The 22,713-nt window shown below is 71.7% G+C and carries 23 protein-coding genes and 1 tRNA gene; 19 read left to right on the forward strand and 5 right to left on the reverse strand.

The features are described 5' to 3' along the window. The first annotated feature begins 1 nt into the window (after position 1). From JHB91_RS10215 to JHB91_RS10255, 9 genes are all read left to right on the forward strand, one after another. The gene (locus tag JHB91_RS10215) at positions 2-778 is read left to right on the forward strand and encodes an SDR family oxidoreductase (protein WP_233398706.1); all 777 of its coding nucleotides are present in this window, start codon (positions 2-4) and stop codon (positions 776-778) included. A gap of 10 nt (positions 779-788) precedes the next feature. Next, positions 789-1,166, forward strand: a complete 378-nt coding sequence (locus JHB91_RS10220; RefSeq protein WP_199472788.1) for a non-heme iron oxygenase ferredoxin subunit — start codon at positions 789-791, stop codon at positions 1,164-1,166. Further along, entirely contained in the window at positions 1,163-1,894 is a 732-nt protein-coding gene (locus tag JHB91_RS10225) for a class II aldolase/adducin family protein (RefSeq protein WP_199472789.1), read from the forward strand. The genes JHB91_RS10220 and JHB91_RS10225 overlap by 4 nt, the downstream gene beginning before the upstream one ends. 114 nt (positions 1,895-2,008) lie before the next feature. Then, positions 2,009-2,680, forward strand: coding sequence for a TetR/AcrR family transcriptional regulator (locus JHB91_RS10230; protein WP_199472790.1), 672 nt, complete (start codon positions 2,009-2,011; stop codon positions 2,678-2,680). Between the two features lie 103 nt (positions 2,681-2,783). Then, positions 2,784-3,653: an alpha/beta fold hydrolase gene (locus tag JHB91_RS10235; protein ID WP_199472791.1), complete on the forward strand. Its 870-nt coding sequence runs from the start codon at positions 2,784-2,786 to the stop codon at positions 3,651-3,653. After that, positions 3,650-4,441 carry a fumarylacetoacetate hydrolase family protein gene (locus JHB91_RS10240; protein WP_199472792.1) on the forward strand — a complete coding sequence of 264 codons (792 nt, stop codon included), beginning with the start codon at positions 3,650-3,652 and terminating at the stop codon, positions 4,439-4,441. Before JHB91_RS10235 ends, JHB91_RS10240 begins: the two co-directional genes overlap by 4 nt. A 10-nt stretch (positions 4,442-4,451) precedes the next feature. Continuing rightward, positions 4,452-5,414, forward strand: coding sequence for an acetaldehyde dehydrogenase (acetylating) (locus JHB91_RS10245; protein WP_199472793.1), 963 nt, complete (start codon positions 4,452-4,454; stop codon positions 5,412-5,414). Next, positions 5,411-6,490: a 4-hydroxy-2-oxovalerate aldolase gene (dmpG, locus tag JHB91_RS10250; RefSeq protein ID WP_199472794.1), complete on the forward strand. Its 1,080-nt coding sequence runs from the start codon at positions 5,411-5,413 to the stop codon at positions 6,488-6,490. Before JHB91_RS10245 ends, dmpG begins: the two co-directional genes overlap by 4 nt. A gap of 122 nt (positions 6,491-6,612) precedes the next feature. After that, positions 6,613-8,148 (forward strand): alginate export family protein, encoded by a 1,536-nt coding sequence (locus tag JHB91_RS10255; RefSeq protein ID WP_199472795.1) that lies wholly within the window; start codon positions 6,613-6,615, stop codon positions 8,146-8,148. A 43-nt stretch (positions 8,149-8,191) separates the two neighbouring features. Here JHB91_RS10255 and JHB91_RS10260 read toward each other — a convergent pair whose 3' ends face one another. Continuing rightward, positions 8,192-8,392: a carboxymuconolactone decarboxylase family protein gene (locus JHB91_RS10260; protein WP_343225091.1), complete on the reverse strand. Its 201-nt coding sequence runs from the start codon at positions 8,390-8,392 to the stop codon at positions 8,192-8,194. Positions 8,393-8,511: 119 nt separating this feature from the next. Beyond that, positions 8,512-8,588: transfer RNA gene (locus tag JHB91_RS10265), tRNA-Arg, on the reverse strand. 113 nt (positions 8,589-8,701) lie between these two features. On the opposite strand from JHB91_RS10265, the gene ubiA reads away from it, so the two are divergent. Both ubiA and JHB91_RS10275 read left to right on the forward strand, forming a co-directional pair. Beyond that, positions 8,702-9,613, forward strand: coding sequence for a 4-hydroxybenzoate octaprenyltransferase (ubiA, locus tag JHB91_RS10270; RefSeq protein ID WP_233398686.1), 912 nt, complete (start codon positions 8,702-8,704; stop codon positions 9,611-9,613). Between the two features lie 15 nt (positions 9,614-9,628). After that, entirely contained in the window at positions 9,629-11,314 is a 1,686-nt protein-coding gene (locus JHB91_RS10275) for an MFS transporter (RefSeq protein WP_199472798.1), read from the forward strand. Here the strand turns inward: JHB91_RS10275 and JHB91_RS10280 are convergent. Continuing rightward, positions 11,311-12,039 (reverse strand): ComF family protein, encoded by a 729-nt coding sequence (locus tag JHB91_RS10280; RefSeq protein ID WP_233398687.1) that lies wholly within the window; start codon positions 12,037-12,039, stop codon positions 11,311-11,313. The two genes, JHB91_RS10275 and JHB91_RS10280, sit on opposite strands and share 4 nt — an antisense overlap. Positions 12,040-12,088: 49 nt before the next feature. On the opposite strand from JHB91_RS10280, the gene bioB reads away from it, so the two are divergent. Genes bioB through JHB91_RS10310 form a run of 6 tightly spaced genes read left to right on the forward strand, consistent with a single transcriptional unit; the run spans position 12,089 to position 17,781 of the window. Next, on the forward strand, positions 12,089-13,156 hold the full coding sequence (bioB, locus tag JHB91_RS10285; RefSeq protein ID WP_199472799.1) for a biotin synthase BioB: 1,068 nt from the start codon (positions 12,089-12,091) through the stop codon (positions 13,154-13,156). Continuing rightward, positions 13,149-14,348: an 8-amino-7-oxononanoate synthase gene (gene bioF / locus JHB91_RS10290; protein WP_233398688.1), complete on the forward strand. Its 1,200-nt coding sequence runs from the start codon at positions 13,149-13,151 to the stop codon at positions 14,346-14,348. The genes bioB and bioF overlap by 8 nt, the downstream gene beginning before the upstream one ends. A gap of 5 nt (positions 14,349-14,353) precedes the next feature. Further along, positions 14,354-15,358 carry a multidrug resistance efflux transporter family protein gene (locus JHB91_RS10295; protein ID WP_199472801.1) on the forward strand — a complete coding sequence of 335 codons (1,005 nt, stop codon included), beginning with the start codon at positions 14,354-14,356 and terminating at the stop codon, positions 15,356-15,358. A gap of 8 nt (positions 15,359-15,366) precedes the next feature. Then, positions 15,367-16,155, forward strand: coding sequence for a pimeloyl-ACP methyl ester esterase BioH (gene bioH / locus JHB91_RS10300; RefSeq protein ID WP_199473235.1), 789 nt, complete (start codon positions 15,367-15,369; stop codon positions 16,153-16,155). Next, positions 16,152-17,045 carry a malonyl-ACP O-methyltransferase BioC gene (gene bioC / locus JHB91_RS10305; protein WP_199472802.1) on the forward strand — a complete coding sequence of 298 codons (894 nt, stop codon included), beginning with the start codon at positions 16,152-16,154 and terminating at the stop codon, positions 17,043-17,045. Before bioH ends, bioC begins: the two co-directional genes overlap by 4 nt. Positions 17,046-17,091: 46 nt before the next feature. Next, on the forward strand, positions 17,092-17,781 hold the full coding sequence (locus JHB91_RS10310; RefSeq protein WP_199472803.1) for a hypothetical protein: 690 nt from the start codon (positions 17,092-17,094) through the stop codon (positions 17,779-17,781). Between the two features lie 17 nt (positions 17,782-17,798). Here the strand turns inward: JHB91_RS10310 and JHB91_RS10315 are convergent, their stop codons facing one another. Beyond that, positions 17,799-18,422 carry a YdcF family protein gene (locus tag JHB91_RS10315; protein WP_199472804.1) on the reverse strand — a complete coding sequence of 208 codons (624 nt, stop codon included), beginning with the start codon at positions 18,420-18,422 and terminating at the stop codon, positions 17,799-17,801. Then, positions 18,419-19,375, reverse strand: coding sequence for a pyridoxal-phosphate dependent enzyme (locus JHB91_RS10320; RefSeq protein ID WP_199472805.1), 957 nt, complete (start codon positions 19,373-19,375; stop codon positions 18,419-18,421). The genes JHB91_RS10315 and JHB91_RS10320 overlap by 4 nt, the downstream gene beginning before the upstream one ends. A gap of 122 nt (positions 19,376-19,497) precedes the next feature. Between JHB91_RS10320 and JHB91_RS10325 the strand changes: the two genes are divergently transcribed. Further along, complete coding sequence (locus JHB91_RS10325; RefSeq protein WP_199472806.1) at positions 19,498-20,313, forward strand: hypothetical protein; 816 nt, start codon at positions 19,498-19,500, stop codon at positions 20,311-20,313. A 407-nt stretch (positions 20,314-20,720) separates the two neighbouring features. Next, positions 20,721-22,604, forward strand: coding sequence for a tRNA uridine-5-carboxymethylaminomethyl(34) synthesis enzyme MnmG (gene mnmG, locus JHB91_RS10330; protein ID WP_199472807.1), 1,884 nt, complete (start codon positions 20,721-20,723; stop codon positions 22,602-22,604). Positions 22,605-22,713 lie beyond the last annotated feature (109 nt).

A 22,713-nucleotide genomic window follows, 5' to 3' on the forward strand; every position in this document is an offset into this window, starting at 1 on the left:
GATGGCGCCCCCGCACGGCGGCCTGCACGGCCATGCCGCGGTGGTCACCGGCGCCGCGCACGGCATCGGCCTGGCGATCGCATCGCGGCTGCTGCGCGAGGGCGCGGCGGTGATGGTCACCGATCTCGACGCCACCGCCGCCGCCACGGCAGCGGATGCGCTGCGCGCCGACTACCCGGGCGCGCGCGTGTCGAGCCGCGGTGGCGACCTGTCGCTCGAGGCGGAGGCCATCGCGCTGCACGAGGCCGCGCGCCGCGAGCTCGGCGACAGCATCGGCATCCTGGTCAACAACGCCGGTGGCGGCGTGATCCTGCCGTTCCTGGAGCACACCCCGGAAACGCTCAAGGCCACCATCGACCGCAACCTGTGGACCACGCTGTGGTGCTGCCGTGCGTTCCTGCCAGACATGATCGCGGCGGGCTGGGGCCGGATCATCAACATCGGCGCCGACTCGGTGCGCAACGGCCTGCTCGACCATGCCGGCTACAACGCCGCCAAGGGCGGCATGCACGGCCTGACCACCGGGCTCGCGCGCGAGTTCGCGCGCAGCGGCATCACCGTCAACACGGTGGCGCCGAGCACCATCCACACCGCGGCGCTGCAGCGCTTCATCGACGCCGATCCGGCCAAGGCGCAGCGCTTCATCGACCCCATCCCGGTCGGCCGTGCCGGCGCGATCGACGAGGTCGCATCCATGGTCGCCCATCTCGCCCTGCCGGAATCGGCGTTCGTCACCGGCCAGGTGATCAGCGTCAACGGCGGCAGCACGATGCTGTGAGGACACCACGATGACAGTCAGCTCGCTTGTCGACCTGTGCGCCATGGCCGAGGTCGAGGCCGGTGGCATCCGCCGCGCCGAACTCCCCGATGGCCACGCCGTGGCCGTCTACAACGTCGACGGCACCTACTACGTCACCGACGACATCTGTTCGCACGGCGAAGCCTCGCTGTCCGAGGACGGCATGCTTGAAGGCCACCAGGTCGAGTGCAGCTGGCACTTCGGCCGCTTCGACGTGCGCACCGGCGAAGCCTGCGCGATGCCGTGCGAAACGGCGCTGCGCACCTGGCCGGTGCGCATCGAGAACGGCCGCGTGCTGGTCGATGCCGGCGACGCCGCGGTGATCTCCGCCGCTGGCGGCGGCTGTCCGAAGGCGCACGCGGCATGACGCCGGTCCCGTCGCCGGCACTGGAGCGGCGCGTCCGCGTCGCCGCCCGCGCGCTGTCGCACCATGGCCTGGTCCAGGCCTGGGGCCACTGCAGCGCGCGCATCGACGACGAACATTTCCTGGTGTGCGCGCCGCGGCCGATGGGCCGCATCGCGGTCGGCGAGGCCGGCACCGTGGTGCATGTCGCGCAGCCGCTTCCGGACGGCGTACTCGGCGAGGTGCGCATCCACCAGCAGGTCTACCGCCAGCGCCCCGACGTCGGCGGCGTGTGCCGGGTCATGCCGCCGAAGCTGGTCGCGCTGTCGACGCTGGGCATCGTGCCGTCTCCGCGCCACGGCGTTGGCGCCTTCAACGCCGCCTGCCGCTTCTGGCAGGACCCGCGCCTGCTGCGTGACGACGGCCTGGCGGCGGAACTGGTCGCACATCTGGGTGACGCGCCGGCGCTGGTGATGCGCGCCAATGGCGCGGTCACCGTGGGCGGCAGCATCGAAATGGCCGCCGGCTTTGCCTGGTGCCTGGAGGACGCGGCGCGCATCGAGCACGACGTGCGCGCGATCGGCGCCAGCGCCGAGGTCGACGCCTGCCGGCTCACGCCCGACGAGATCGGCCTGCGCCAGGTCAGCTCGGGCCGCGTGTTCGAGCGGCTCTGGGACCATATGTGCGGCTCCGATCCGGAGGCCATCGAGGCCGAGGCGCAGTTTCCCGCGCCGGCCTGGGGCACGGCGTGAGCCAGGCCCCGGCCGCGAACGCCGCGCGCTCCGCGTCGCCCCGTCATTGCCGCCGCGACCCGGCGCGCGGTACGGTTGCGGCGATCACGCTCTTTCGTGTGCAGGCAGGACGCAATGCCCAAGACAACGGTGCCGGATGGCGCCAAGCCCAGGATCAAGGCGCCGCCGCGCAGGACGCAGGCGGAACGGCGCGAGGAAACCCGAAACCGCATTCTGGCGGCGGCGGTGAGCGAGCTGACCACCAAGGGCTATGCCGGCTTCCGGGTCAACGAGGTCGCGACCGCGGCCCAGGTCTCGAAAGGCGCGCAGACGCATCACTTCCCGACCAAGCAGAGCCTGGTGATCGCGGCGGTGCGACGCGCGTACGAAGAGTCGCATGCCACCAGCACGCGGTTGATCGCTTCGGTCAAGCCGGGCAGCGACGTGTTCGCGGCGCTGATCAAGGACTCGGAGAAGTTCTACTTCGGCGCGAACTTCGCCATCTCGATCACCATGATGGGGCTCGGCGACCACGAGCCGGAGCTGCGCAAGCAGGTGCAGCTGATCTCGCGCAAGTTCCGCCTGCCGATCGAAGGCGAATGGTTCCGGGTGCTGTGCGAATCGGGCCTGCCCGAGGACACCGCGCGCACCGTGCTCTACCTCACCCAGAACATCTACCGCGGCATCGTGATCCGGCGCCTGATGCGCAACGAGCCGCAGTACTCCCGCTATTCGACCAGCGCCTGGGCGAAGCTCGCCCGCGGCCTGATCGAAGCACAGCTCGGCAAGACCGCCATCCCGGCCTGAGCCGCGGCGCCGGCACGGCGCCCACCCGTTCCCGCAACGCCACGCCCCTGCGCTTCCGCGCGGGCGGGCGGCGCCTGCCCGTCATTCCCCATTGGAGAACCCCATGAGTCTCTGGCTCGATCTGCTCGGTACTGAAATCCGCTACGTCACCACGAAGAACTTCGGCACCATCCGCGTCGCCGAAGCCGGCAAGGGCAACGGCGACACGATCATCTTCCAGCACGGCCTGAACGGCCATCTGGAGGCATACGCCAAGAACATCATCCCGCTGTCGAAGGACTTCCACGTGGTCGCCTTCGATTACGTCGGCCACGGCCTCTCGAGCAAGCCCGAGCGCGAGTACACGCCGATGATGCTGGCCGAGCAGCTCGGCGAGCTGATGGATGCGATGGGCATCGACAAGGCGCACCTGTCCGGCGAATCGCTGGGCGGCTGGGTGTCCGGGCACTTCGCCGCCAACCACCCCGAGCGCGTCGGCCGGCTGATGCTCAACACCGCCGGCGGCATTCCGATCGTCACCGACAAGGGCCGCCAGGACCTGGCGACCTTCATCGGCCTCAACAAGCGCAACATCGACAACACGCCGAGCTACGAGTCGGTGCAGGCGCGCATGCACTGGCTGATGCACGAGAACAACCGGCATCTCGTCGACGACGAGCTGGTCGACCTGCGCCTGGGCATCTACCTGCGCCCCGAGAGCCGCAATGTGCTGCCGCTGCTCAACCGCATCATCGAGAACCACGACGATTACCTGATCCCGCTGGACAAGCTGCCCGAGGGCACGCTGTTCCTGTGGACCCGCGACAACCCGATCCACGACACGCCGTCGGTCGAGGCCGCGCAGGCACGGGTGCCGGGCAGCACCCTGTACATGATGCGGGGCGACGCCGCGCACTGGCCGCAGTACGAAGCCATCGACGAGTTCAACACGCTGGCCACCAACTTCTTCAAGACCGGGCGCGTCGAAGGATGAGCGACGCCCGCGTCCAGGCGATTGCCGACCGCCTCTGGCAGGCGCAGCAGGCACGCACGCCGTGCGCGCCGGTGCGCGACCAGTTCGAAGGCGACGCGGCGGCGGTCGCTGCCGGCGCCTACGCCGTGCAGCAGGTCAACATCGCGCGCCAGCTGGCGGCCGGCCGGCGCGTGGTCGGTCGCAAGATCGGCCTGACCTCGCCGGCGGTGCAGCGCCAGCTCGGCGTCGACCGCCCCGACTTCGGCACCCTGCTCGACGACATGGCGGTGGTGGACGGCGAAGCGATCGACACCGCCACGCTGCTGCAGCCGAAGGCCGAGGCCGAGATCGCCCTGGTGCTGGAACGCGACCTGGTGCACGAACGCCACACCGTGGCCGACATCATCGGCGCCACCGGCTACGCGCTGGCGGCGATCGAGGTGGTGGCCAGCCGCATCGCCGGCTGGGACATCCGTTTCGAGGACACCGTGGCCGACAACGCTTCGTCCGGCCTGTTCGTGCTCGGCACCCAGCCGGTGCCGCTGCGCAAGCTGGATCTCGCCGGCGCGGCGATGCGCATGCAGCGCGGCGCCGATGTCGTCTCCGAAGGCGTCGGCGCGGCCTGCCTGGGCAACCCGCTCAACGCCGCGCGCTGGCTGGCCGACACCCTGGTGCGCACCGGCACGCCGCTGCGCGCCGGCGACGTGGTGCTCACCGGCGCGCTCGGGCCGATGGTGTCCGTGCAGCCCGGCGACACGCTGTCCGCGCACATCGACGGCTTCGCGCCGGTGCGCGCAATTTTTTCCTGAGGATTCCGAAATGGGCGACATCCACGACGACCGCGCCGCGGTCGCAATCATCGGCTCGGGCAACATCGGCACCGACCTGATGGTCAAGATCCTGCGCAACGCACGGCACCTGCGCATGGGCGTGATGGTCGGCATCGACCCCGCGTCGGACGGCCTCAAGCGCGCCGCGGGCATGGGCGTGGACACCGTGGCAGATGGCATCGACGGCCTGCTCGCGCATCCGCGCTTCGCCGACATCCGCTTCGTGTTCGACGCCACCAGCGCCGGCGCGCATGCGCGCCATGACGCGCTGCTGCGCCCGCACGGGGTGCGCGTGATCGACCTCACGCCGGCGGCGATCGGCCCGTTCGTGGTCCCGCCGGTCAACCTCGACCAGCACCTCGACGCACCGAACCTCAACATGGTCACCTGCGGCGGCCAGGCGACCATCCCGATGGTGCATTCGGTGGCGCGCGTCGCGCCGGTGGCCTACGCCGAGATCGTCGCCTCGATCTCCAGCCGCTCGGCCGGGCCCGGCACGCGCGCCAACATCGACGAGTTCACCGAGACCACCTCGCGCGCGATCGTCGAGGTCGGCGGCGCGACGCGTGGCAAGGCGATCATCGTGCTCAATCCGGCCGAGCCGCCGCTGATCATGCGCGACACCGTCTACTGCCTGGTCGCAGGTGATGCCGACCGCGCCGCGATCGCGGCCTCGGTGGCGGCGATGGCCGACGAAGTGCAGCGCTACGTGCCCGGCTACCGCCTCAAGCAGGAGGTGCAGTTCGACGCCTTCGATGGCCGCATGCCGGAAGAAGACGCCACGGCCGACATCGCGCCGCGCCTCAAGGTCTCGGTGTTCCTCGAGGTCGAGGGCGCCGGCCACTACCTGCCGAGCTACGCCGGCAACCTCGACATCATGACCAGCGCCGCGCTGGCCACGGCCGAGCGCATCGCCGCGGCCGCGCGCGTCGCCGAAGGAGAGCCCGCATGAGCGACCAGACCGCCGCCACCGGCATCACGCCGCGCCCGTTCGACGCCGCACGCGCCATCCACGTCTCCGACGTCACCCTGCGTGACGGCATGCATGCCATCCGCCACCAGTACAGCCTGGATGACGTCGCGCTCATCGCGCGCGCGCTGGATGGCGCCGGCGTCGACAGCATCGAGGTGGCGCACGGCGACGGCCTGCGCGGCTCCAGCTTCAACTACGGCTTCGGCGCGCACACCGACCTCGCCTGGATCGAACGCGCGGCATCGGTGGTCAAGCGCGCGCGCATCGCCACCCTGCTGCTGCCCGGCATCGGCACCGTGCACGACCTCGAGGCCGCGCATGGCGCCGGCGCCAGCGTGGTGCGCGTGGCCACCCACTGCACCGAGGCCGATGTCTCGCGCCAGCACATCGAGCACGCGCGCAAACTGGGCATGGACACCGTCGGCTTTTTGATGATGAGCCACATGTCGACGCCCGCGGCGCTGGCCGCGCAGGCGAAGCTGATGGAGTCCTACGGCGCGCAGTGCGTGTACGTGGTCGATTCCGGCGGCGCGATGAACATGTACGACATTGCCGACCGCTTCAAGGCGTTCAAGGACGTGCTCGATCCGGCCACCCAGACCGGCATGCACGCCCACCACAACCTGTCGCTGGGCGTGGCCAACTCGCTGGTCGCGCTGGAGCATGGCTGCGACCGGGTCGACGCCAGCCTCACCGGCATGGGCGCCGGCGCCGGCAATGCGCCGCTGGAGGTGTTCATCGCCGCGGCGGATCGCCTCGGCCTGGACCACGGCTGCGACGTGCGCGCGCTGATCGATGCCGCCGAGGACATCGTGCGCCCGCTGCAGGAGCGTCCGGTGCGCGTGGATCGCGAGACCCTCGCGCTCGGCTATGCCGGCGTGTATTCGAGCTTCCTGCGCCATGCCGAAACCGCCGCCGCGCGCTACGGCCTGGACGCGTTCGACATCCTGGTCGAGCTCGGCAAGCGGCGCATGGTCGGTGGCCAGGAAGACATGATCGTCGACGTGGCGCTCGACCTGGTGCGCGCACGCGATGCCGCGCCCGCGGAGGCCTGACCGACACGGGCCCGCCGCAAACCGACCACCCGGCTCCACCCGAACGCCGCCTCCCCCACGCGCGGTGCGCCCTTCCACCCACCACAACAACGGACCCCGCCCAGGGGCCCGAGGGGTTCGCCATGTCCAGTGATCCGCAAACGAAGCACTTCCACGCACGGACGCGTGCCGCCCGCCATCCGCTCGCCGCAGCACTGCTGCTGGCGCTGTTCGCCGCGCCGGTGATCGCCTCCGAACCGGTCGCGGATGCGCCGGTCGAAGCCGACCAGGTCGAAGCGCAGGCCGTGGCCCCCGAGCCGCCGCCCCCGGCGCCGGCCGCACCCCCCGCGCCGTTCCGTGCGCCGAACGTGCACATGATTTCGTGGGCCAACAACTACGCGTTCCTGGCCGACCCGGCCAAGCGCACCGGCGCCGCCTGGGAAAAGCTGTCGTACATCCCGGTCAGCGAACGCGACCCGCAGAAGTTCCTCACCATTGGCGGCGAGTTCCGCTACTACGGGCAGTACTGGGAGCACGTCACCAACGGCATCGCGCCCAACGACAAGAACGACTCGCACCAGCGCCGCACGCGCATCTACGGCGACCTGCACCTGGGGCCGGACTTCCGCGCCTTCCTCGAGCTCGGCGAGAGCTGGGAGCACGACGCCGAGTTCCCGACGCCGAACAACTTCGACGGCCTGGACATCCAGCAGGCGTTCGTCGATGCCAGCTTCGGCATCGGCGACGGCCACCGCATCACCTTCCGCCCGGGCCGCTTCCAGATGCCGCTGGGCAACGGGATCATGGTCGGCACCCGCGACGGCACCGCGCTGCGCTACACCTATGACGGCCTGCGCGTGATGCTGGCCACCAAGGCGGGCAACAAGCTCGACGTGTTCGCGACCCGCCCGGTGGCGATCGCGCGCGGCAGCTTCGACAACGGCCCGGACAACGGCCGCAGCTTCAGCGGCGTGTACTTCAGCCACCCGACCGGCAAAGGCAGCGGCGTGGACGCCTACTGGTACAACGTCGGCCACGAACGGGTCGCGTTCCCGGGCGGCCTGGTGGGCCCGCAGCGCCGGCACAGCGTCGGCGTGCGCGCCTTCGGACGCCCCGGCCGCTGGGACTACGACGTCGAAGGCGTGCTGCAGGCCGGCAGCTTCGCCGGCGAGGACATCCGCGCCTGGGGCTTCATCTCCAACGGCGGCTACACGTTCACGGATGCGCGCTTCGCGCCGCGCCTGGGCGTGCGCGTCAACGCCTTCAGCGGCGACGACGACCGCGGCCAGGGCGACCTCGGCACCTTCGAGGCGCCGTTCCCGCGCACCGCGCTGCATACCGATGCCGGCCTGTTCGTGTTCATGAACCTGGTCAACGTGCATCCCACGGTGACCTGGGCGTTCACCGACCGCGTGCGCGCAAGCCTCGGCTTCAACGCGATGTGGCGCGAGAACACCAACGACGACATCTACTACGGCGGCACCGGCCGGCCGCTGGCCGCGGTGCCCACCCGTGACCGCCATGTGGCGACCAGCTACGAGGCGCAGGCCAACTGGCAGGTCAACCGCAACCTCAACCTCAACGTGTTCCTGTCGCACATCGAGGCCGGGCGTGCGCTCGAGGCCGCGGGCGGCGAAAGCGGCCAGTACTACGGCATGTGGGCGCAGTACCGCTTCTGACGCGCGTCCCCGCGCGCCGGCCATGCCCGGCGCGCGGACCGCCTCAGCCGTGTGCGTCGACGGCGTCCATGACGCGCGCCGGGTACACCAGCGCGGCCCCGGCGTTCAGTGCGACCGCCACGCCCAGCGCCTCCGCGATCTCCTCGCGGCTTGCACCGTGCTTGAGCGCGGCATCCACGTGTACCGTGATGCCCAGTTGGTTGGTCTGCGCTCCGGCGTTGCTCAGGGTGGCGTAGCCGCGCACCGTGACTGGAACGGGTACCGGACCGACCTGGCGAAGGGGATCTCCGAGATCGGCACGCTGTCGCCGGACAGACGATCGACGGCGACGCGAGGGCCGCCAGTCGGTGCGATCGGTGCGATTGGTGCGCCTGGAGGGATTCGAACCCCCGACCAATGGCTTCGGAAGCCACTACTCTATCCGGCTGAGCTACAGGCGCGCAGGGCGGCATTTTCCACTATCCCGCCGCGTGAAGCGAGCGCCGCGCCGCGGGATGCGCTGTTGCCGACGCCTGCGCGGTGGCTGCAGCAGCCCGGCGGTACCATGCTCGCCATGTCCTACGAACGTTTCGAGTCGCCACCCGCCACCACGCCGGACTGGCGCGCGCGCCTGGGTCTGTACTGGCGCCTGATGCGCGCCGACCGGCCGATCGGCTGGCTGTTGCTGCTGTGGCCGACCTGGTGGGCGCTGTGGATCGCCGCCGAAGGCGTGCCGCCGCTGTGGACCCTGTTCGTGTTCAGCGCCGGCGTGTGGCTGACGCGCGCGGCCGGCTGCGTGGTCAACGACTATGCCGACCGCTGGCTGGACCCGCACGTCGAGCGCACGCGCGAGCGGCCGATGGCGACGGGCGCGGTGTCCGGGCGCGAGGCCCTGGCGCTGTTCGTGGTGCTGATGCTCATCGCGTTCGCGCTGGTGCTGACGATGAACCGCCTGACCATCCTGCTCAGCGGGGTCGGGTTGTTCCTCGCCGCCACCTATCCGTATCTCAAGCGCCACACCCACCTGCCGCAGGTGTACCTGGGCATGGCCTTTGGCTGGGGCATCCCGATGGCGTTCGCCGCGGTGCAGGGCGAAGTGCCGGCGGTGGCCTGGGTGCTGTACGTCGCCAACATCTTCTGGTCCACGGCGTACGACACCTGGTACGCGATGGTCGACCGCGACGACGACATCAAGGTGGGCTCGAAGTCGACCGCGATCCTGTTCGGCGAACTCGACCTGGTGGCGCAGGGCGTGCTGTACGCGCTGGCGTTCTCGGCGCTGGCACTGGTCGGGCGGCAGGCTGGCCTGGGCAACTTCTATTGGGCGGGCCTGGGCGTCGGCGTGCTGCTGGTGGCGTACGAGTTCTGGATCGCCCGCCATCGCCAGCGTGATCCCTGTTTCCGTGCGTTCCTGCACAACCACTGGGTGGGGATGGCGGTGTTCGCGGGGATCGCGGTGGACCTGGCGATGCGTGGCGCGGGCTGAGCGGCCAGTTCCCTGATGGCGCAGATTCCCCCGACTTCGCCAGATCCCGCCCAGCGCCCGTCGGCGCTGTCGGCCATGCGCTATCCGATCTTCCGCAAGGTCTGGTTCGCGAGTGCGTCCTCCAACTTCGGCGGCATGATCCAGTCGGTCGGCGCGTCGTGGCTGATGATCTCGATCGCGCAGTCGGCCGACATGGTCGCGCTGGTGCAGGCGTCCATCGCGCTGCCGGTGATGCTGTTCTCGCTGGTGGCCGGCGCGATGGCGGACAGTTTCGACCGCCGCAGGATGATGCTCGGCGCCCAGCTGTTCATGCTGCTCGTGTCGGTGGCGCTGGCCGTGTGCACCTGGTCGGGACTGATCACGCCGTGGCTGCTGCTGCTGTTCACGTTCCTCATCGGCTGCGGCGCGGCGTTCAACGCCCCGGCCTGGCAGGCGTCGGTGGGCGACATGGTGCCGCGCGCGGAACTGCCCGGTGCGGTGGCCATCAACAGCATGGGCTTCAACATCGCGCGCAGCGTCGGGCCAGCGATCGGCGGCGCGATCGTCGCCGCGGCCGGTGCCGCGGCGGCATTCGCGGTGAATGCCGTCAGCTACATCGCCCTGATCGTGGTGCTGGCGCGCTGGCGGCCGCCGTCGGAGCCACGGGCGCTGCCGCGGGAAACCCTGGGCGTCGCGATCTCCGCGGGCATCCGCTATGTCCTGATGTCACCCGCCATCCGCACCATCCTGGTCCGCAGCGCCGTGTTCGGCGTCGGCGCGAGCGCGATCATGGCGCTCATGCCGCTGGTGGCCAGGGACCTGATCGCGGGCGGTCCGCTGACCTATGGCCTGCTGCTCGGTGCCTTCGGCGTCGGCGCGGTCGCCGGTGCGATGGGCAGCGCGCACCTGCGGCGGCTGCTGTCCACGGAGGGACTGGTCCGCTACGGCTGCGTCGCCTTCGCGGTCGCCGCGGCCGGCGCCGCGCTGAGCACCCGGCTGCCGCTGACGATGGCGGCGCTGCTGCTCGGCGGCGCCGCGTGGGTGCTGGTGCTGTCGACCTTCAACGTCACGGTGCAGCTGTCGACGCCGCGCTGGGTCGTGGCACGCGCGCTGTCGCTCTACCAGATGGCGGCGTTCGGCGGCATGGCGCTCGGCAGCTGGCTGTGGGGCTTCATCGCCGAGCACGATGACGTGCGCACGGCGCTGCTGGCGGCGGCCGCGGTGATGATCGCCTGCGCGGCGCTGGGCCGCTGGTTGCCACTGGCGAAACTCACGGAACTCAACCTCGATCCGCTGCGGCGCTGGCAGGAACCCGCCACCGCGGTGCCGGTGCAGCCGCGCACGGGGCCGGTGGTGATCACCATCGAGTACGTGATCCGCGAAGAGGACGTGCTGGAGTTCCTCGGCGCGATGGCGGAGCGGCGACGCATCCGCCGCCGCGACGGCGCGCGCAACTGGCGGGTGCTGCGCGACCTCGCCGATCCGCAGATCTGGATCGAGCGCTACGAGACGTCGACCTGGCTGGAGTACATCCGCCACAACAACCGCCTGACCCACGACGACGCGACCATTCCCGAGCACCTGCGTGCCCTGCACCAGGGGCCCGGTGCGCCCCGCGTCCGGCGGATGATCGAACGTCAGACCTCCGCGCTGCACACGGTCGCGGTTGCCGGGTCGTCGACGCTCAGCGAACCCCTGATCGATCCGAACCGCTCGGCCTAGGGCACCCGCGCCGCCACCCATGCGTCGACCCGCGCCACCCCGGCGCGCCGCAGCGCCGTTGCGGCGGCATGCAGGGTGGCGCCGGTGGTCATGACGTCATCGACCAGGGCCACGTGCCGCGGCACGCAGGCCGGGGCATGGTGGGTCGCGAACGCGCCGCGCAGGTTGCGCCGGCGGTCATCGGCATGCAGGCGCGACTGCGGCGTGGTGGCGCGCGCGCGCAGCAGCAGGCCGTCGCACAGCGGCAACGACAGGGCGCGCGCCAGCGGTCGCGCGAGCTCCAGCGCCTGGTCGTAGCCGCGTTCGCGCAGGCGTGCGCGGTGCAGCGGGATCGGCAGCAGCGCGTCGGGCCGCGGCAGCGACGCGAACGCGCTCGCCATCGCCGCCGACAGCAGGCGGCCGGCGGCCAGGTCGCGGTGGAACTTGAAGCGCGGCAGCAGCCGGTCCAGCGGGAAGGCGTAGACGAACGCGGCGTGCGCGGCATCGAGCGGCGGCGGCTCACGGACGCAGGTCGCGCAGGGCAGGGCCCCCGCGCCCGGCGCCGCGCAGCGCGGGCAGGCCAGGCGGTTCCATGGCAGCGCCGCGGCGCAGGGCAGGCACAGGTCGCGCCGGCCGGCGGCCAGCTCTCCGCAGACCAGGCAGCGCGGCGCCCACAGGCTGCGGCCCATGCGCGCGAGCCAGCCGTCAACCGCGCGGGCCCGGCTGCGGTTGACAGGCGCAGGCATGGTTTCCAGACTGCCGGGTCCGCAATACGTGCGCCCTCAGGACTCCGCCATGCCCGACGTCAGCGACTTCCGCGCCAGCGACGCCGCCATTCCGCGCCACGACTGGTCGCGGAGCGAAGTCGAGGCCCTGCTGGACCTGCCGTTCACCGAGCTGCTGCACCGCGCGTCCAGCGTGCATCGGCTGCATTTCGATCCCGCCGAGGTCCAGGTGAGCACCCTGCTGTCGGTGAAGACCGGCGGCTGTCCCGAGGACTGCGCCTACTGCCCGCAGGCGCAGCGCTACGACACCGGCGTCGACGCGCAGAAGCTGATGGCCACCGATGACGTCCTCGAGAAGGCGCGCCAGGCCAAGGCGGCGGGTGCCTCGCGCTTCTGCATGGGCGCCGCCTGGCGCTCGCCGAAGGACCGCGACATCCCCAAGGTCGCCGAGATGATCGCCGGCGTGAAGGCGCTCGGCCTCGAGACCTGCGCCACGCTGGGCATGCTCACCGGTACCCAGGCGCAGGCACTGAAGATGGCCGGGTTGGACTACTACAACCACAACATCGATACCGACCCCGAGCACTACGGCAACATCATCCACACCCGTGAGCTGCAGGACCGCTTCGATACGCTCGGACATGTGCGCGATGCCGGGCTGAAGACCTGCTGCGGCGGAATCGTCGGCATGGGCGAGTCGCGCCGCCAGCGCGCCGGCCTGCTGCAGACGCTGGCGACCATGCCGGCGCACCCGGATTCGGTGCCGATCAACCGCCTGGTGCAGGTGGAAGGCACGCCGCTGCACGGCACCACCGAGCTCGATCCGTTCGAGTTCGTGCGCACGATCGCCGCGGCGCGCATCCTGATGCCGAAGTCGATGGTGCGGCTGTCCGCCGGCCGCGAGCAGATGAGCGACGAGCTGCAGGCGCTGTGCTTCGCCGCCGGCGCCAATTCGATCTTCCATGGCGACAAGCTGCTGACCACCGGCAACCCCGATACCGCGCACGACGAGGCGCTGTTCGCGCGCCTCGGCCTGCGCGCGATGGCGGTCACCGTGGATGCCCCCGACCACGACCACGGCGGCACCGTGCACGCCGACATCGTCGCCTGCCAGCCGCGGAGGCAGGCCGTTGGCTGAGCAGCGCCCCGACCTGCGCCGGCGCGTGCAGTCGGCGCGCTCGAGCGCACTTGCGGACGACCTGGTGCGCCGCCGGCGCGTGGTCGGCCGCCGCGACGGCGTGCGGCTGGAGGTCGACGGCCGTTGGCTGCAGAACTTCTGCGGCAACGATTACCTGGGCCTGGCCCAGCAGTTCCAGGTGGTGGATGCGCTGCAGAACGCCGCCTCACGCGACGGCGCCGGTGGCGTCGCCTCGCACCTGGTCTGCGGACACCACGTGGCCCATGAAGCGCTCGAGCGCGAGGTCGCCGACTGGCTCGGCACGCCGCGCGCGCTGCTGTTCGGCAGCGGCTATCTCGCCAACCTCGCCGTGCAGCAGGCGCTGCTCGGCGATGACGACGCCTGCGTGCAGGACCGCCTCAACCACGCCAGCCTGATCGATGCCTCGCGCCTGGCCGGCTGCCGCCTGCGCCGCTACCCGCACGCCGACGCCGAAGGCGCGCTGCGCCAGCTGAAGACCGTGCCGACCGGAGCGGCGATGCTCGCCACCGACGGCGTCTTCAGCATGGACGGCGATGTCGCGCCGCTGCGCCAGCTGGCGCTGGCCGCGCGCATGCAGTCGGCGCTGCTGTACGTCGACGATGCGCATGGCGTCGGCGTGCTCGGCCCGGGCGGCCGCGGCAGCGTCGCCGAGGCCAAGCTCGGCGTCGAGGAAGTGCCGCTGCAGCTGGCCACGCTCGGCAAGGCGCTCGGCGGCTACGGTGCCGTGGTCGCCGGTGATACCGACCTGATCGAACACCTCGCCGGCACCGCACGCCCGTACCTGTACACCACCGCGCTCCCGCCGGCGCAGGCCGCGGCGTCGCTGGCCGCGGTCAAGCTGGCGCGCCGCGAACACTGGCGTCGCGACAAGCTCGTCGCGCACGTGCAGCGCTTCCGCGACGGAGCCCGCCGCGTGGGCCTGCAGCTGCTGCCGTCCGACACCCCGATCCAGCCGGTGCTGTGCGGCGGCAACGCCCGCGCGCTGGACATGGCCGCACACCTCGAGGCGGACGGCTTCTGGGTGGCCGCGATCCGCCCGCCGACGGTGCCCGAAGGCCGCGCGCGGCTGCGGGTCACGCTGAGCGCGGTCCACGGCGACGAGCAGGTGGATGCGCTGGTCGAGGCGCTGGCGCGCGCGCGCGACCGCGTCGACGCGCTGCACCTGGGCTGAGCGCAGTGTCCGCCGATGCGCCCGCTCCCGGCCGCGCGCTGGCCGCCGTCGGCATCGGCCTGGCGTCGGCGCTGTTCTTCACCATGACCTACGTGCTCAACCGCGCCGCCGTGGGTGGCGGCGGTGACTGGACGTGGACCGCGGCGCTGCGCTACCTCATTACGTTGCCGCTGTTGATGCCGTTGATGCCGTGGATGGGTGGCATGCGGCCGGTGGGCCGCGCGCTGCGCGCGCATCCCTGGGCCTGGCTGCGCTGCAGCGCGATCGGATTCGTGGCCTTCTGCGTGCTGCTGACGTTCGCGGCGTCCAGCGGGCCGTCATGGCTGGTCGCCGGCACCTTCCAGTTCACCGTGATCGCCGGAATGCTGTGCGCGCCCTTTCTCTACAGCGATGCGCGGCGGCGCATCCCGCGGGCGGCGCTGCTGGTGGCTGCGCTGATCTTCGCCGGCGTGCTGCTGCTGCAGGTCGGCTATGGCGGCGGCGCCATCGACCGCGCCGGCTGGATCGCGCTCGCCTGCGTGCTGGGCGCGGCGTTCGCCTATCCGCTTGGCAATCGTCTGTTGCTGCTGCACCTCGAGCGCAGTGGCGAAACGCTCAACGCGGCGCAGCGCGTGTTCGGCATGACGCTTGCCAGCCAGCCGCTGTGGTGGCTGGTGGCGGCCTGGGCCTGGACGCGCAGCGGCGCGCCGCCGATGGACCAGGTCTGGTTGGCCGCCGGCGTGGCGCTCAGCGCCGGCGTGATCGCCACCATCCTCTTCTTCCAGGCCACCGGCATGGTGCGCAACAACCCGACCGCGCTCGGCGCGGTCGAGGCGATGCAGGCCGCCGAGCTGCTGTTCGCGATCGGCATCGGTGCGTGGCTGCTGGGTGAGCCGCTGCCGGGCGCGCTTGGTCTCTGGGGCGCCGCGCTGATCGTGGCCGGCATCGTCGCCTTCGCCTGGGTGGTGGCGCGGCCGCAGGCCGGCAGTCCGCGCCGCGAGCAGGCACTGCGCGGAGACAAGGGCGCATGAGCGGCGAGTTGCACATCCAGGTCGTGGGCCAAGGCGCGCCGCTGGTACTGCTGCACGGTTGGGCGATGCACGGCGGCGTGTTCGCGCCGCTGGTGGCACGCCTCGAGGACCGCTTCACCCTGTACGTTGTGGACCTGCCGGGGCACGGCCGCAGCCGCGACAGCGATGTCCCGCTCGCGCCCGAAGCCTGCGCCGCCGCAATCGCCGCGCGTGTGCCTGTGGCGCCGTGGCTGGGCTGGTCGCTGGGCGGCATGGTGGCGCTGCACGCCGCGGCCACGCGCCCGGAGCGCGTGCCGGCGCTGGCGATGGTGTGCTCGGCGCCGCGCTTCGTGCGCGACCCGGCGGCCGCGGACGACGACGACGGCCGCTTCGGCATGTCGGCGGAGATCTTCGCCGGCTTCGCACGCGGGCTGCGCGAGGACTACCACGGCACGCTGGAGCGCTTCATCGCGCTGGAAGCCTTCGGTTCCGACGATCCGAAGGGCGAGCTTCGCGCCCTGCGCGCCGAGATCTTCGCGCGTGGCGAGCCGCCGGCATCGGCGCTGGCCGACGGCCTCGACCTGCTCGGCAGCGTCGACCAGCGGCCGCTGCTGCCCGCGCTGCGCGTGCCCAGCCTGTGGCTGGCCGGGCGCCGCGATCGCGTGGTGGATCCGCGCGCGATGCGCGCCGCCGCGGCGCGCACGCCCGGCTCGCGCTTCGTCCAGGTCGAACACGCCGGCCACGCGCCGTTCCTCACCCATGCCGACGAGGTCGCGGCCGCGATCAGCGGCTTCCTTGCCGCAGACGCATCGCCATGACCGACACCTTCGACACCCGCCAGGTGCGCCGCGCCTTCTCGCGCGCCGCCGCCGGCTACGGCGCCGCGGCGGCGCTGCAGCGCGACGTGGAAGCGCGGCTGATGGAATCGCTGGAATACCTCGGCGAGCGCGTGCCCGACATCGTGGTCGATGTCGGCAGCGGTCCGGGCAGTGCCGCGCTGGCGCTGCGCGCGCGCTGGCCGAAGGCGCGCGTGCTGGCCATCGACCTGGCGCTGCCGATGCTCCACCAGCTGGCGCCGCGCCGCGGCTGGAACCCGCTGCAGCGGCGCATCGACCGCGTCTGCGCCGACGCGCGCCTGCTGCCGCTGGCCGACAACAGCGTCGACCTGCTCTTCAGCAACCTCTGCGTGCAGTGGGTGGACGACCTCGATGCGCTGTTCGCCGGCTTCCGCCGCGTGCTGCGCCCGGGCGGCATGCTGCTGTGCTCGACCTTCGGCCCCGACACCCTGCACGAGCTGCGCGCGGCGTTCGCGGCGGCCGACGACGAGGCACACGTGTCGCCGTTCGTGCCCATCGCCGGCTTCGGGGATGCGCTGATGCGGGCCGGCTTTCGCGACCCGGTGCTCGACCGCGAGGTCGAGGTGCACGGCCATCGCGACATGCCGGCACTCATGCGCGAACTGCGCGCGCTGGGCGCGACCAACGCGCTGGCCGGCAGGCGGCGCGCGCTCACCGGGCGTGGGCGCTTTGCCGCGGCGCAGGCCGCCTACGAAGACTGGCGCGGCGCCGACAACCTGCTCCCGGCCACGTGGGAAACGATCACCGCGATGGCCTGGTCGCCCGCGCACGGCGCGCCGATCCGCGAGGCCGGCGGCGAGGTCGCGCGCTTCCCGGCGAGCGGCATTCCGGTGCGCCGCCGCAACGCCTGAGCCGCGGGTTCAGCGAACGCACACCGGCGCTGCCTACACTCCGCGGATGAGCAACCACATCCGGCACGCCATCACCGTCCGCAGCGCGCCCGTCGCCACGGACGCCATCGCCCTCGCACCGCGTCCGGCGCTGCGCCGTTTTGCCGGCGGCACCTTGATGGCCGTGGTGCTGGCTGGCGCCGCCTCCACCGCCAGCGCGCAGGGCTACGGGATCGACCTGTCGCGGATCGATGCGAGCCAGGTGCTGGCGATGGGCGATGACGTGCTGCTGCGCGCGCCCGACGCGACCATCGACAGGCTGTTCCAGGCGGTGCACGCCAGCTCGCGCCTGCCGGACGAATCGCTGGCGCTGTGCGCGCTGTTCGAACCCGACGCGGCACGCGATGTCGCCGCGTTCCAGCGCACGGTCGACCGCCTCGGCAGCGCCAGCCGCGAGCGTTTCGCACTCGCCTTTACCGATGTCGCACTCGCCGGCCTGCAGGGCCAGCCGCAGCCTTACGATCCGGTCCAGGCGCGCCAGGTGCTGAAGTCCGCAGCCGTCAGCGCGACCTTCCTGCATGACGGCTTCATGGCCGGGCTGATGTCGGAGGGGCGCGATGCCGCCAGTCGCGACGCGCGCTGCCGGTCCTTCCGCTGGCTGGTGGGCGTGCTGGTCGACGTGCCGCTGGCCGACCGTGCCGCCGCGACGCGCTGGCTGCTGCGCGAAGGCCTGACCCTGGTGTCCGCCACGCCCTGAGCGGGCATCCCCGCCGCTTACTCGGGTTTGACCACCAGGTCGCGGTGGAAGAAGTACACCTCGCGCGCGAGGAACCGCCATTGCGTGCGGAAGCTGCGGAACCGGCTGCTCGGCGTGGGCGAGCCGAGCGCGTCGATGCCGAGCCGGCGGCACAGCCGCAGCGCGCGCGCCATGTGCAGCGGATCACTGACCACGATCACGCGCTGCAGGCCGTTTTCGGACAGCACGTCGCGCGCCTGCGCCAGGTTCTGGAAGGTGGTGCGCGACAGGGTTTCGAACAGGATGGCGTCGTCCGGAACGCCCTGGCGCAGCGCATAGGTGCGCGCCACCTGCGATTCGGAGAAACGCGCGCCGCTGCCATAGCCGCCGGTGAACACCAGGGTCGGCGCAAAGCCGCGTTCGTAGAGCGCGATGCCATGGCGGATGCGTTCGGTGAACACCGGCGACGGCCGCGTGTCGTAGGCGGCGGCACCCAGCACCACGATGGCATCGGCCGGCCCGGCCTGGTCGCGGCCGCCCACGTAGACGATCCACGCGGCCACGCCCGCCAGCCACAGCAGGCACAACAGCACGAGGCGCGGCAGCCAGCGCAAGCTGCGCAGGCGCGGCTGCCGGCGGCGTTGGGCGCGGCGCCGGCTCATGCGCGCCACGGCAGTGCGTCGAGATCGACGTTGCCGCCCGAGAGCACCACGCCGACACGCTGGCCGGCAAAGCGCTCGCGCTGCCCAAGCACCGCGGCGAGCGCGATCGCCGACGACGGCTCGACGACCTGTTTCAGCCGCTGCCATAGCAGGCGCATCGCGGCGACCGTGTCGGCGTCGTCGACCAGGATGACTTCGGCACCGTGCTCGCGGAGCAGGGAAAAGCCGGGCGCGCCGAGCGTGCCGCGCAGGCCGTCGCAGATGGTGTCGGGCACCAGGTCGGTGACCCGTTCGCCACATGCCAGCGAAGCCTGCGTGTCCGCGGCGCCGCGCGGCTCGGCGAGGAACAGGCGGCAGCCCGGTGCGCGCGCGGCCAGCGTGAGCGCCGTGCCGGCGGCCAGGCCGCCGCCGCCCACCGGCACCACCAGGGCATCCAGGTCACCCGCCTCGGCGAGCAGCTCCAGTGCTGCCGTTCCTTGCCCGGCGATCACCAGCGGATCGGCATAGGGATGGACCAGCGTTGCGCCGCTGGCCGTCTGGATCTCCGCGCAGGCCGCCTCGCGGGCGGCGATGCCGGGCGCGCAGCGGTGCAGTACCGCACCGTACGCGGCAATGGCCGCCAGTTTGGCCCGCACCGCGTCCGCCGGGACCACCACGTGGCAGGACATGCCGCGCGTCGCCGCGGCCAGGGCCAGCGCACCGCCATGGTTGCCGGAAGAATGGGTCACCACGCCGCATGCGGCCACGGCGTCGGGCAGCGCCCACACCGCATTGCATGCCCCGCGGAACTTGAACGCACCCGCGCGCTGCAGGTGCTCGCCCTTGAAGGCGAGCGTGCACCCGGCCAACGCATCCAGGCCGCGCGACCGGAGCACCGGCGTGACCAGCGCGTGTGGCGCGATGCGGGCGGCAGCGGCAAGCACGTCGTCGGAGCTGGGCAGGGCGTCGGGCATGTCCGCACATTATCCGAGATGGCTGAGGGGTTCAGCCGCGCTTCTTGCAATCGGCGGTGGGTTAAGCGCCAATTCAAGGGCTTGGGCCGACTCTGGCCCAGTACACCTCCAGGGGAATCGCCATGATCCGCAAGTTCCTTATCGCCGCCGCCGCAGCGCTGGTGCTGGGCGGTTGCGCCACCGGTTACGGCTACAGCGGCCGTGGCGGATACGACGCCTACGGCGACTACTACCACGGTGGCGGCTACGGCCGTGGTGGTTATGGCGCCTATGACGGCTATGGCGGATACGGGTATGGCGCGCCGTACGGGCTCGGTGTCGGCATCGGCTATTACGGCGGCTATGGCCGCTACTACGGTGGTTACGGCTCGCCGTGGTACGGCGGTTCCTCATGGTACGGCTGGCCCGGTTACGGCTATTACCCGCCGTATCGCCCGCCATACCGCCCGCCGTACCAGGGCCGTCCGGACAGGCCGGATCCGCCGTCCACGGGCATTCCGTCGCGGCCGAGCCAGTCGCAGGCGCGCCCGCATATCCGCGACGGCTGGGAATCACGGCCCGGACGCACGATCACGCCGTCTGACGGTCGCCTGCGGGCACCGGCTCCCGCAGACCGGGCGCCTCCGCGCACCCGCGAGCGCCCGCTGCAGCGGGATCCGCGACCCACGTCGATGATGGCTCCAGACGCCAGGCTGCGGACGCCCGTCGTGCAGCAGGAGCGGCCGGGTGCGCGCATGCAGCCAGTCGAGCGCGCCGCGCCGTTGCAGGCACGGCAGCAACGCCCCGTGCCTGCGGCGGCCCAGGGCGGGCGCCTGCAGTCGCCAGCCAGGGTCGAGCGCAGCGCCGCCGTCCCCGCGTCGCGGCCTGCGGTCCGGGCGCCAGTGCGCAGCGCGACGGAGCGGCGCAGCACGCGCGAGGTCCTGACGGAGACGCCGTAACGCGACCTGTGTCGCGAACTTGAAACATATTGCCGCTTGCAAAGGGGCTCGCAGTGGTCGCAAGCTAGGCCAACTGACCGGTTGCGTCGCTTTAGGACGTAATTGGGTCTGACGATTGTCGACACCCGGCGGGGGATCCCGGATCCCCCCTGTTCCGCTCCCGCCGGGCGTCGGCGCCTTTCAAGGCGCCACCGGCCCATTCCCGCGGCCAAAAAAAACGGGGCCGAACGTCCCCCGACGTTCGGCCCCTTCGCTTCCCCGGAATGCGCCTGGCCAGCCCTGTTCCAATCTCCGGCCCCGTCCCCCTGGGTCGTTGGCCATTCCGGGTGCGCCAGAACAGAATGCAGGTAGCGTGCCAACTTTCCGCGCGCGCGCACTCCGCCAACAGCTAACGCGATAATCGCGACATGCATCACGACTTCCATCGCTACGACGTCATCGTCATCGGCGGTGGCCACGCCGGCACCGAAGCCGCGATGGCCGCCGCGCGCGCCGGTGCGCGCACGTTGCTGCTGACGCACAACATCGAGACGGTCGGTGCGATGAGCTGCAATCCGGCCATCGGCGGTATCGGCAAGGGCCACCTGGTGCGCGAGATCGACGCGCTCGGCGGCGTGATGGCGCGCGCCGCCGATGCCGCCGGCATCCAGTGGCGCCGGCTCAACGCATCCAAGGGGCCGGCGGTGCGCGCAACGCGTTGCCAGGCTGATCGCGCGCTGTATCGCGCCTTCATCCGTCGCGCAGTGGAAGCGCAGGCCAACCTCACCGTGTTCCAGGCCGCGGTCGATGACCTGGTGATCGACGCCGGCAGCGTGCGCGGCGCGGTGACCAACACCGGTCTGCGCTTCGATGCGCCGGCGGTGGTGCTGACCGCGGGCACCTTCCTCGCCGGGCGCATCCATGTCGGCGAAACCCAGTACTCCGCCGGCCGCATGGGCGACCCGCCGGCGACCACGCTGGCCGCGCGCCTGCGCGACGGCCCGTTCGTGGTCGATCGGCTGAAGACGGGCACGCCGCCGCGCATCGATGGCCGCAGCCTCGACTACTCGGTGATGGTGGAGCAGCCCGGCGACGACCCGCGCCCGGTGTTTTCGTTCATGGGCACGCACGCCGACCAGCCGCGCCAGGTCTCGTGCTGGATCACCCAGACCACCGAGCGCACGCACGACATCATCCGCGGCGCGCTGCACCGTTCTCCCCTGTACTCGGGGCAGATCGAAGGCACCGGCCCGCGCTACTGCCCGTCGATCGAGGACAAGGTGGTGCGCTTCGCGGAAAAGGCGAGCCACCAGGTGTTCGTCGAGCCGGAAGGGCTGGATGTCGCCGAGATCTACCCCAACGGCATCTCCACCTCGCTGCCGTTCGACGTGCAGCTTGCGCTGGTGCGTTCGGTGCAGGGCTTCGAGCGCGCGCACATCACCCGCCCGGGCTACGCGATCGAATACGACTTCTTCGATCCGCGCGGGCTCAAGGCCACGCTGGAAACCAAGGCCGTGGCAGGGCTGTTCTTCGCCGGCCAGATCAACGGCACCACCGGCTACGAAGAAGCCGCCGCGCAGGGCCTGCTGGCCGGCGCCAACGCCGCGCGCCTGGTGCAGGGCCATGAAGGCTGGTCGCCGCGCCGCGACCAGGCCTACATCGGCGTGCTGGTCGACGATCTCATCACCCACGGCACGGTCGAGCCGTACCGCATGTTCACCTCGCGCGCCGAATACCGCCTGCAGCTGCGCGAGGACAACGCCGACCTGCGGCTCACCGCGATCGGCCGCGACCTGGGCCTGGTTGACGACGCGCGCTGGGATGCGTTCGCACGCAAGCGCGATGCGGTGGCGGCCGAGACCGCGCGACTGGGCACGCTGCGTGCGTCGCCCAACAACGCGACCGGGCGCGAGGCGGTGGCCACGCTCGGCATCGAACTGAGCCGCGAGTCCAGCGCGCTCGACCTGCTGCGCAGGCCCGAGCTTGACTACGCGCGGCTGGTCACGGTGCCGGCATTCGGACCGGCAGTGGCCGATCCGGCCGTGGCCGAGCAGGTCGAGATAGAGACCAAGTATTCCGGCTACCTCGAGCGCCAGCGCGAGGAGATCGCGCGCCAGCGGCGCAGCGAGGACACCGCGATCGACCACGCGTTCGACTACGCCGTGGTCCGCGGCCTGTCGTCGGAACTGCGCCAGAAACTGGAGCAGGTGCGGCCTGGCACCATCGGCCAGGCGCAGCGCATCCCGGGCATGACTCCGGCGGCGATCTCGCTGTTGCTGGTGCACCTGGAGCGTCGCCGGCGCGTGGCTTAACGGCAGGCAACGGTGGACGCGCGATGCGGCCGCCGCCACCTTGATCACGGTTCCGCCGTTCCTATCTCCGCCAGTGGTGGGCCGGTGCGCCTGCCCTGCAACAACGGAG

Origin of the sequence: Luteimonas sp. MC1828 (assembly GCF_016461615.1) — a bacterium.
In the GTDB taxonomy this organism is placed as follows: Bacteria; Pseudomonadota; Gammaproteobacteria; order Xanthomonadales; family Xanthomonadaceae; genus Luteimonas.

Coding starts and splice junctions, on each gene's coding strand:
- JHB91_RS10215 (WP_233398706.1), top strand. CDS start 2: ATGGCGCCCCCGCACGGCGGCCTGCACGGCCATGCCGCGGTGGTCACC.
- JHB91_RS10220 (WP_199472788.1), top strand. CDS start 789: ATGACAGTCAGCTCGCTTGTCGACCTGTGCGCCATGGCCGAGGTCGAG.
- JHB91_RS10225 (WP_199472789.1), top strand. CDS start 1,163: ATGACGCCGGTCCCGTCGCCGGCACTGGAGCGGCGCGTCCGCGTCGCC.
- JHB91_RS10230 (WP_199472790.1), top strand. CDS start 2,009: ATGCCCAAGACAACGGTGCCGGATGGCGCCAAGCCCAGGATCAAGGCG.
- JHB91_RS10235 (WP_199472791.1), top strand. CDS start 2,784: ATGAGTCTCTGGCTCGATCTGCTCGGTACTGAAATCCGCTACGTCACC.
- JHB91_RS10240 (WP_199472792.1), top strand. CDS start 3,650: ATGAGCGACGCCCGCGTCCAGGCGATTGCCGACCGCCTCTGGCAGGCG.
- JHB91_RS10245 (WP_199472793.1), top strand. CDS start 4,452: ATGGGCGACATCCACGACGACCGCGCCGCGGTCGCAATCATCGGCTCG.
- dmpG (WP_199472794.1), top strand. CDS start 5,411: ATGAGCGACCAGACCGCCGCCACCGGCATCACGCCGCGCCCGTTCGAC.
- JHB91_RS10255 (WP_199472795.1), top strand. CDS start 6,613: ATGTCCAGTGATCCGCAAACGAAGCACTTCCACGCACGGACGCGTGCC.
- ubiA (WP_233398686.1), top strand. CDS start 8,702: ATGTCCTACGAACGTTTCGAGTCGCCACCCGCCACCACGCCGGACTGG.
- JHB91_RS10275 (WP_199472798.1), top strand. CDS start 9,629: ATGGCGCAGATTCCCCCGACTTCGCCAGATCCCGCCCAGCGCCCGTCG.
- JHB91_RS10280 (WP_233398687.1), bottom strand. CDS start 12,039: ATGCCTGCGCCTGTCAACCGCAGCCGGGCCCGCGCGGTTGACGGCTGG.
- bioB (WP_199472799.1), top strand. CDS start 12,089: ATGCCCGACGTCAGCGACTTCCGCGCCAGCGACGCCGCCATTCCGCGC.
- bioC (WP_199472802.1), top strand. CDS start 16,152: ATGACCGACACCTTCGACACCCGCCAGGTGCGCCGCGCCTTCTCGCGC.
- JHB91_RS10310 (WP_199472803.1), top strand. CDS start 17,092: ATGAGCAACCACATCCGGCACGCCATCACCGTCCGCAGCGCGCCCGTC.
- JHB91_RS10315 (WP_199472804.1), bottom strand. CDS start 18,422: ATGAGCCGGCGCCGCGCCCAACGCCGCCGGCAGCCGCGCCTGCGCAGC.
- JHB91_RS10320 (WP_199472805.1), bottom strand. CDS start 19,375: ATGCCCGACGCCCTGCCCAGCTCCGACGACGTGCTTGCCGCTGCCGCC.
- JHB91_RS10325 (WP_199472806.1), top strand. CDS start 19,498: ATGATCCGCAAGTTCCTTATCGCCGCCGCCGCAGCGCTGGTGCTGGGC.
- mnmG (WP_199472807.1), top strand. CDS start 20,721: ATGCATCACGACTTCCATCGCTACGACGTCATCGTCATCGGCGGTGGC.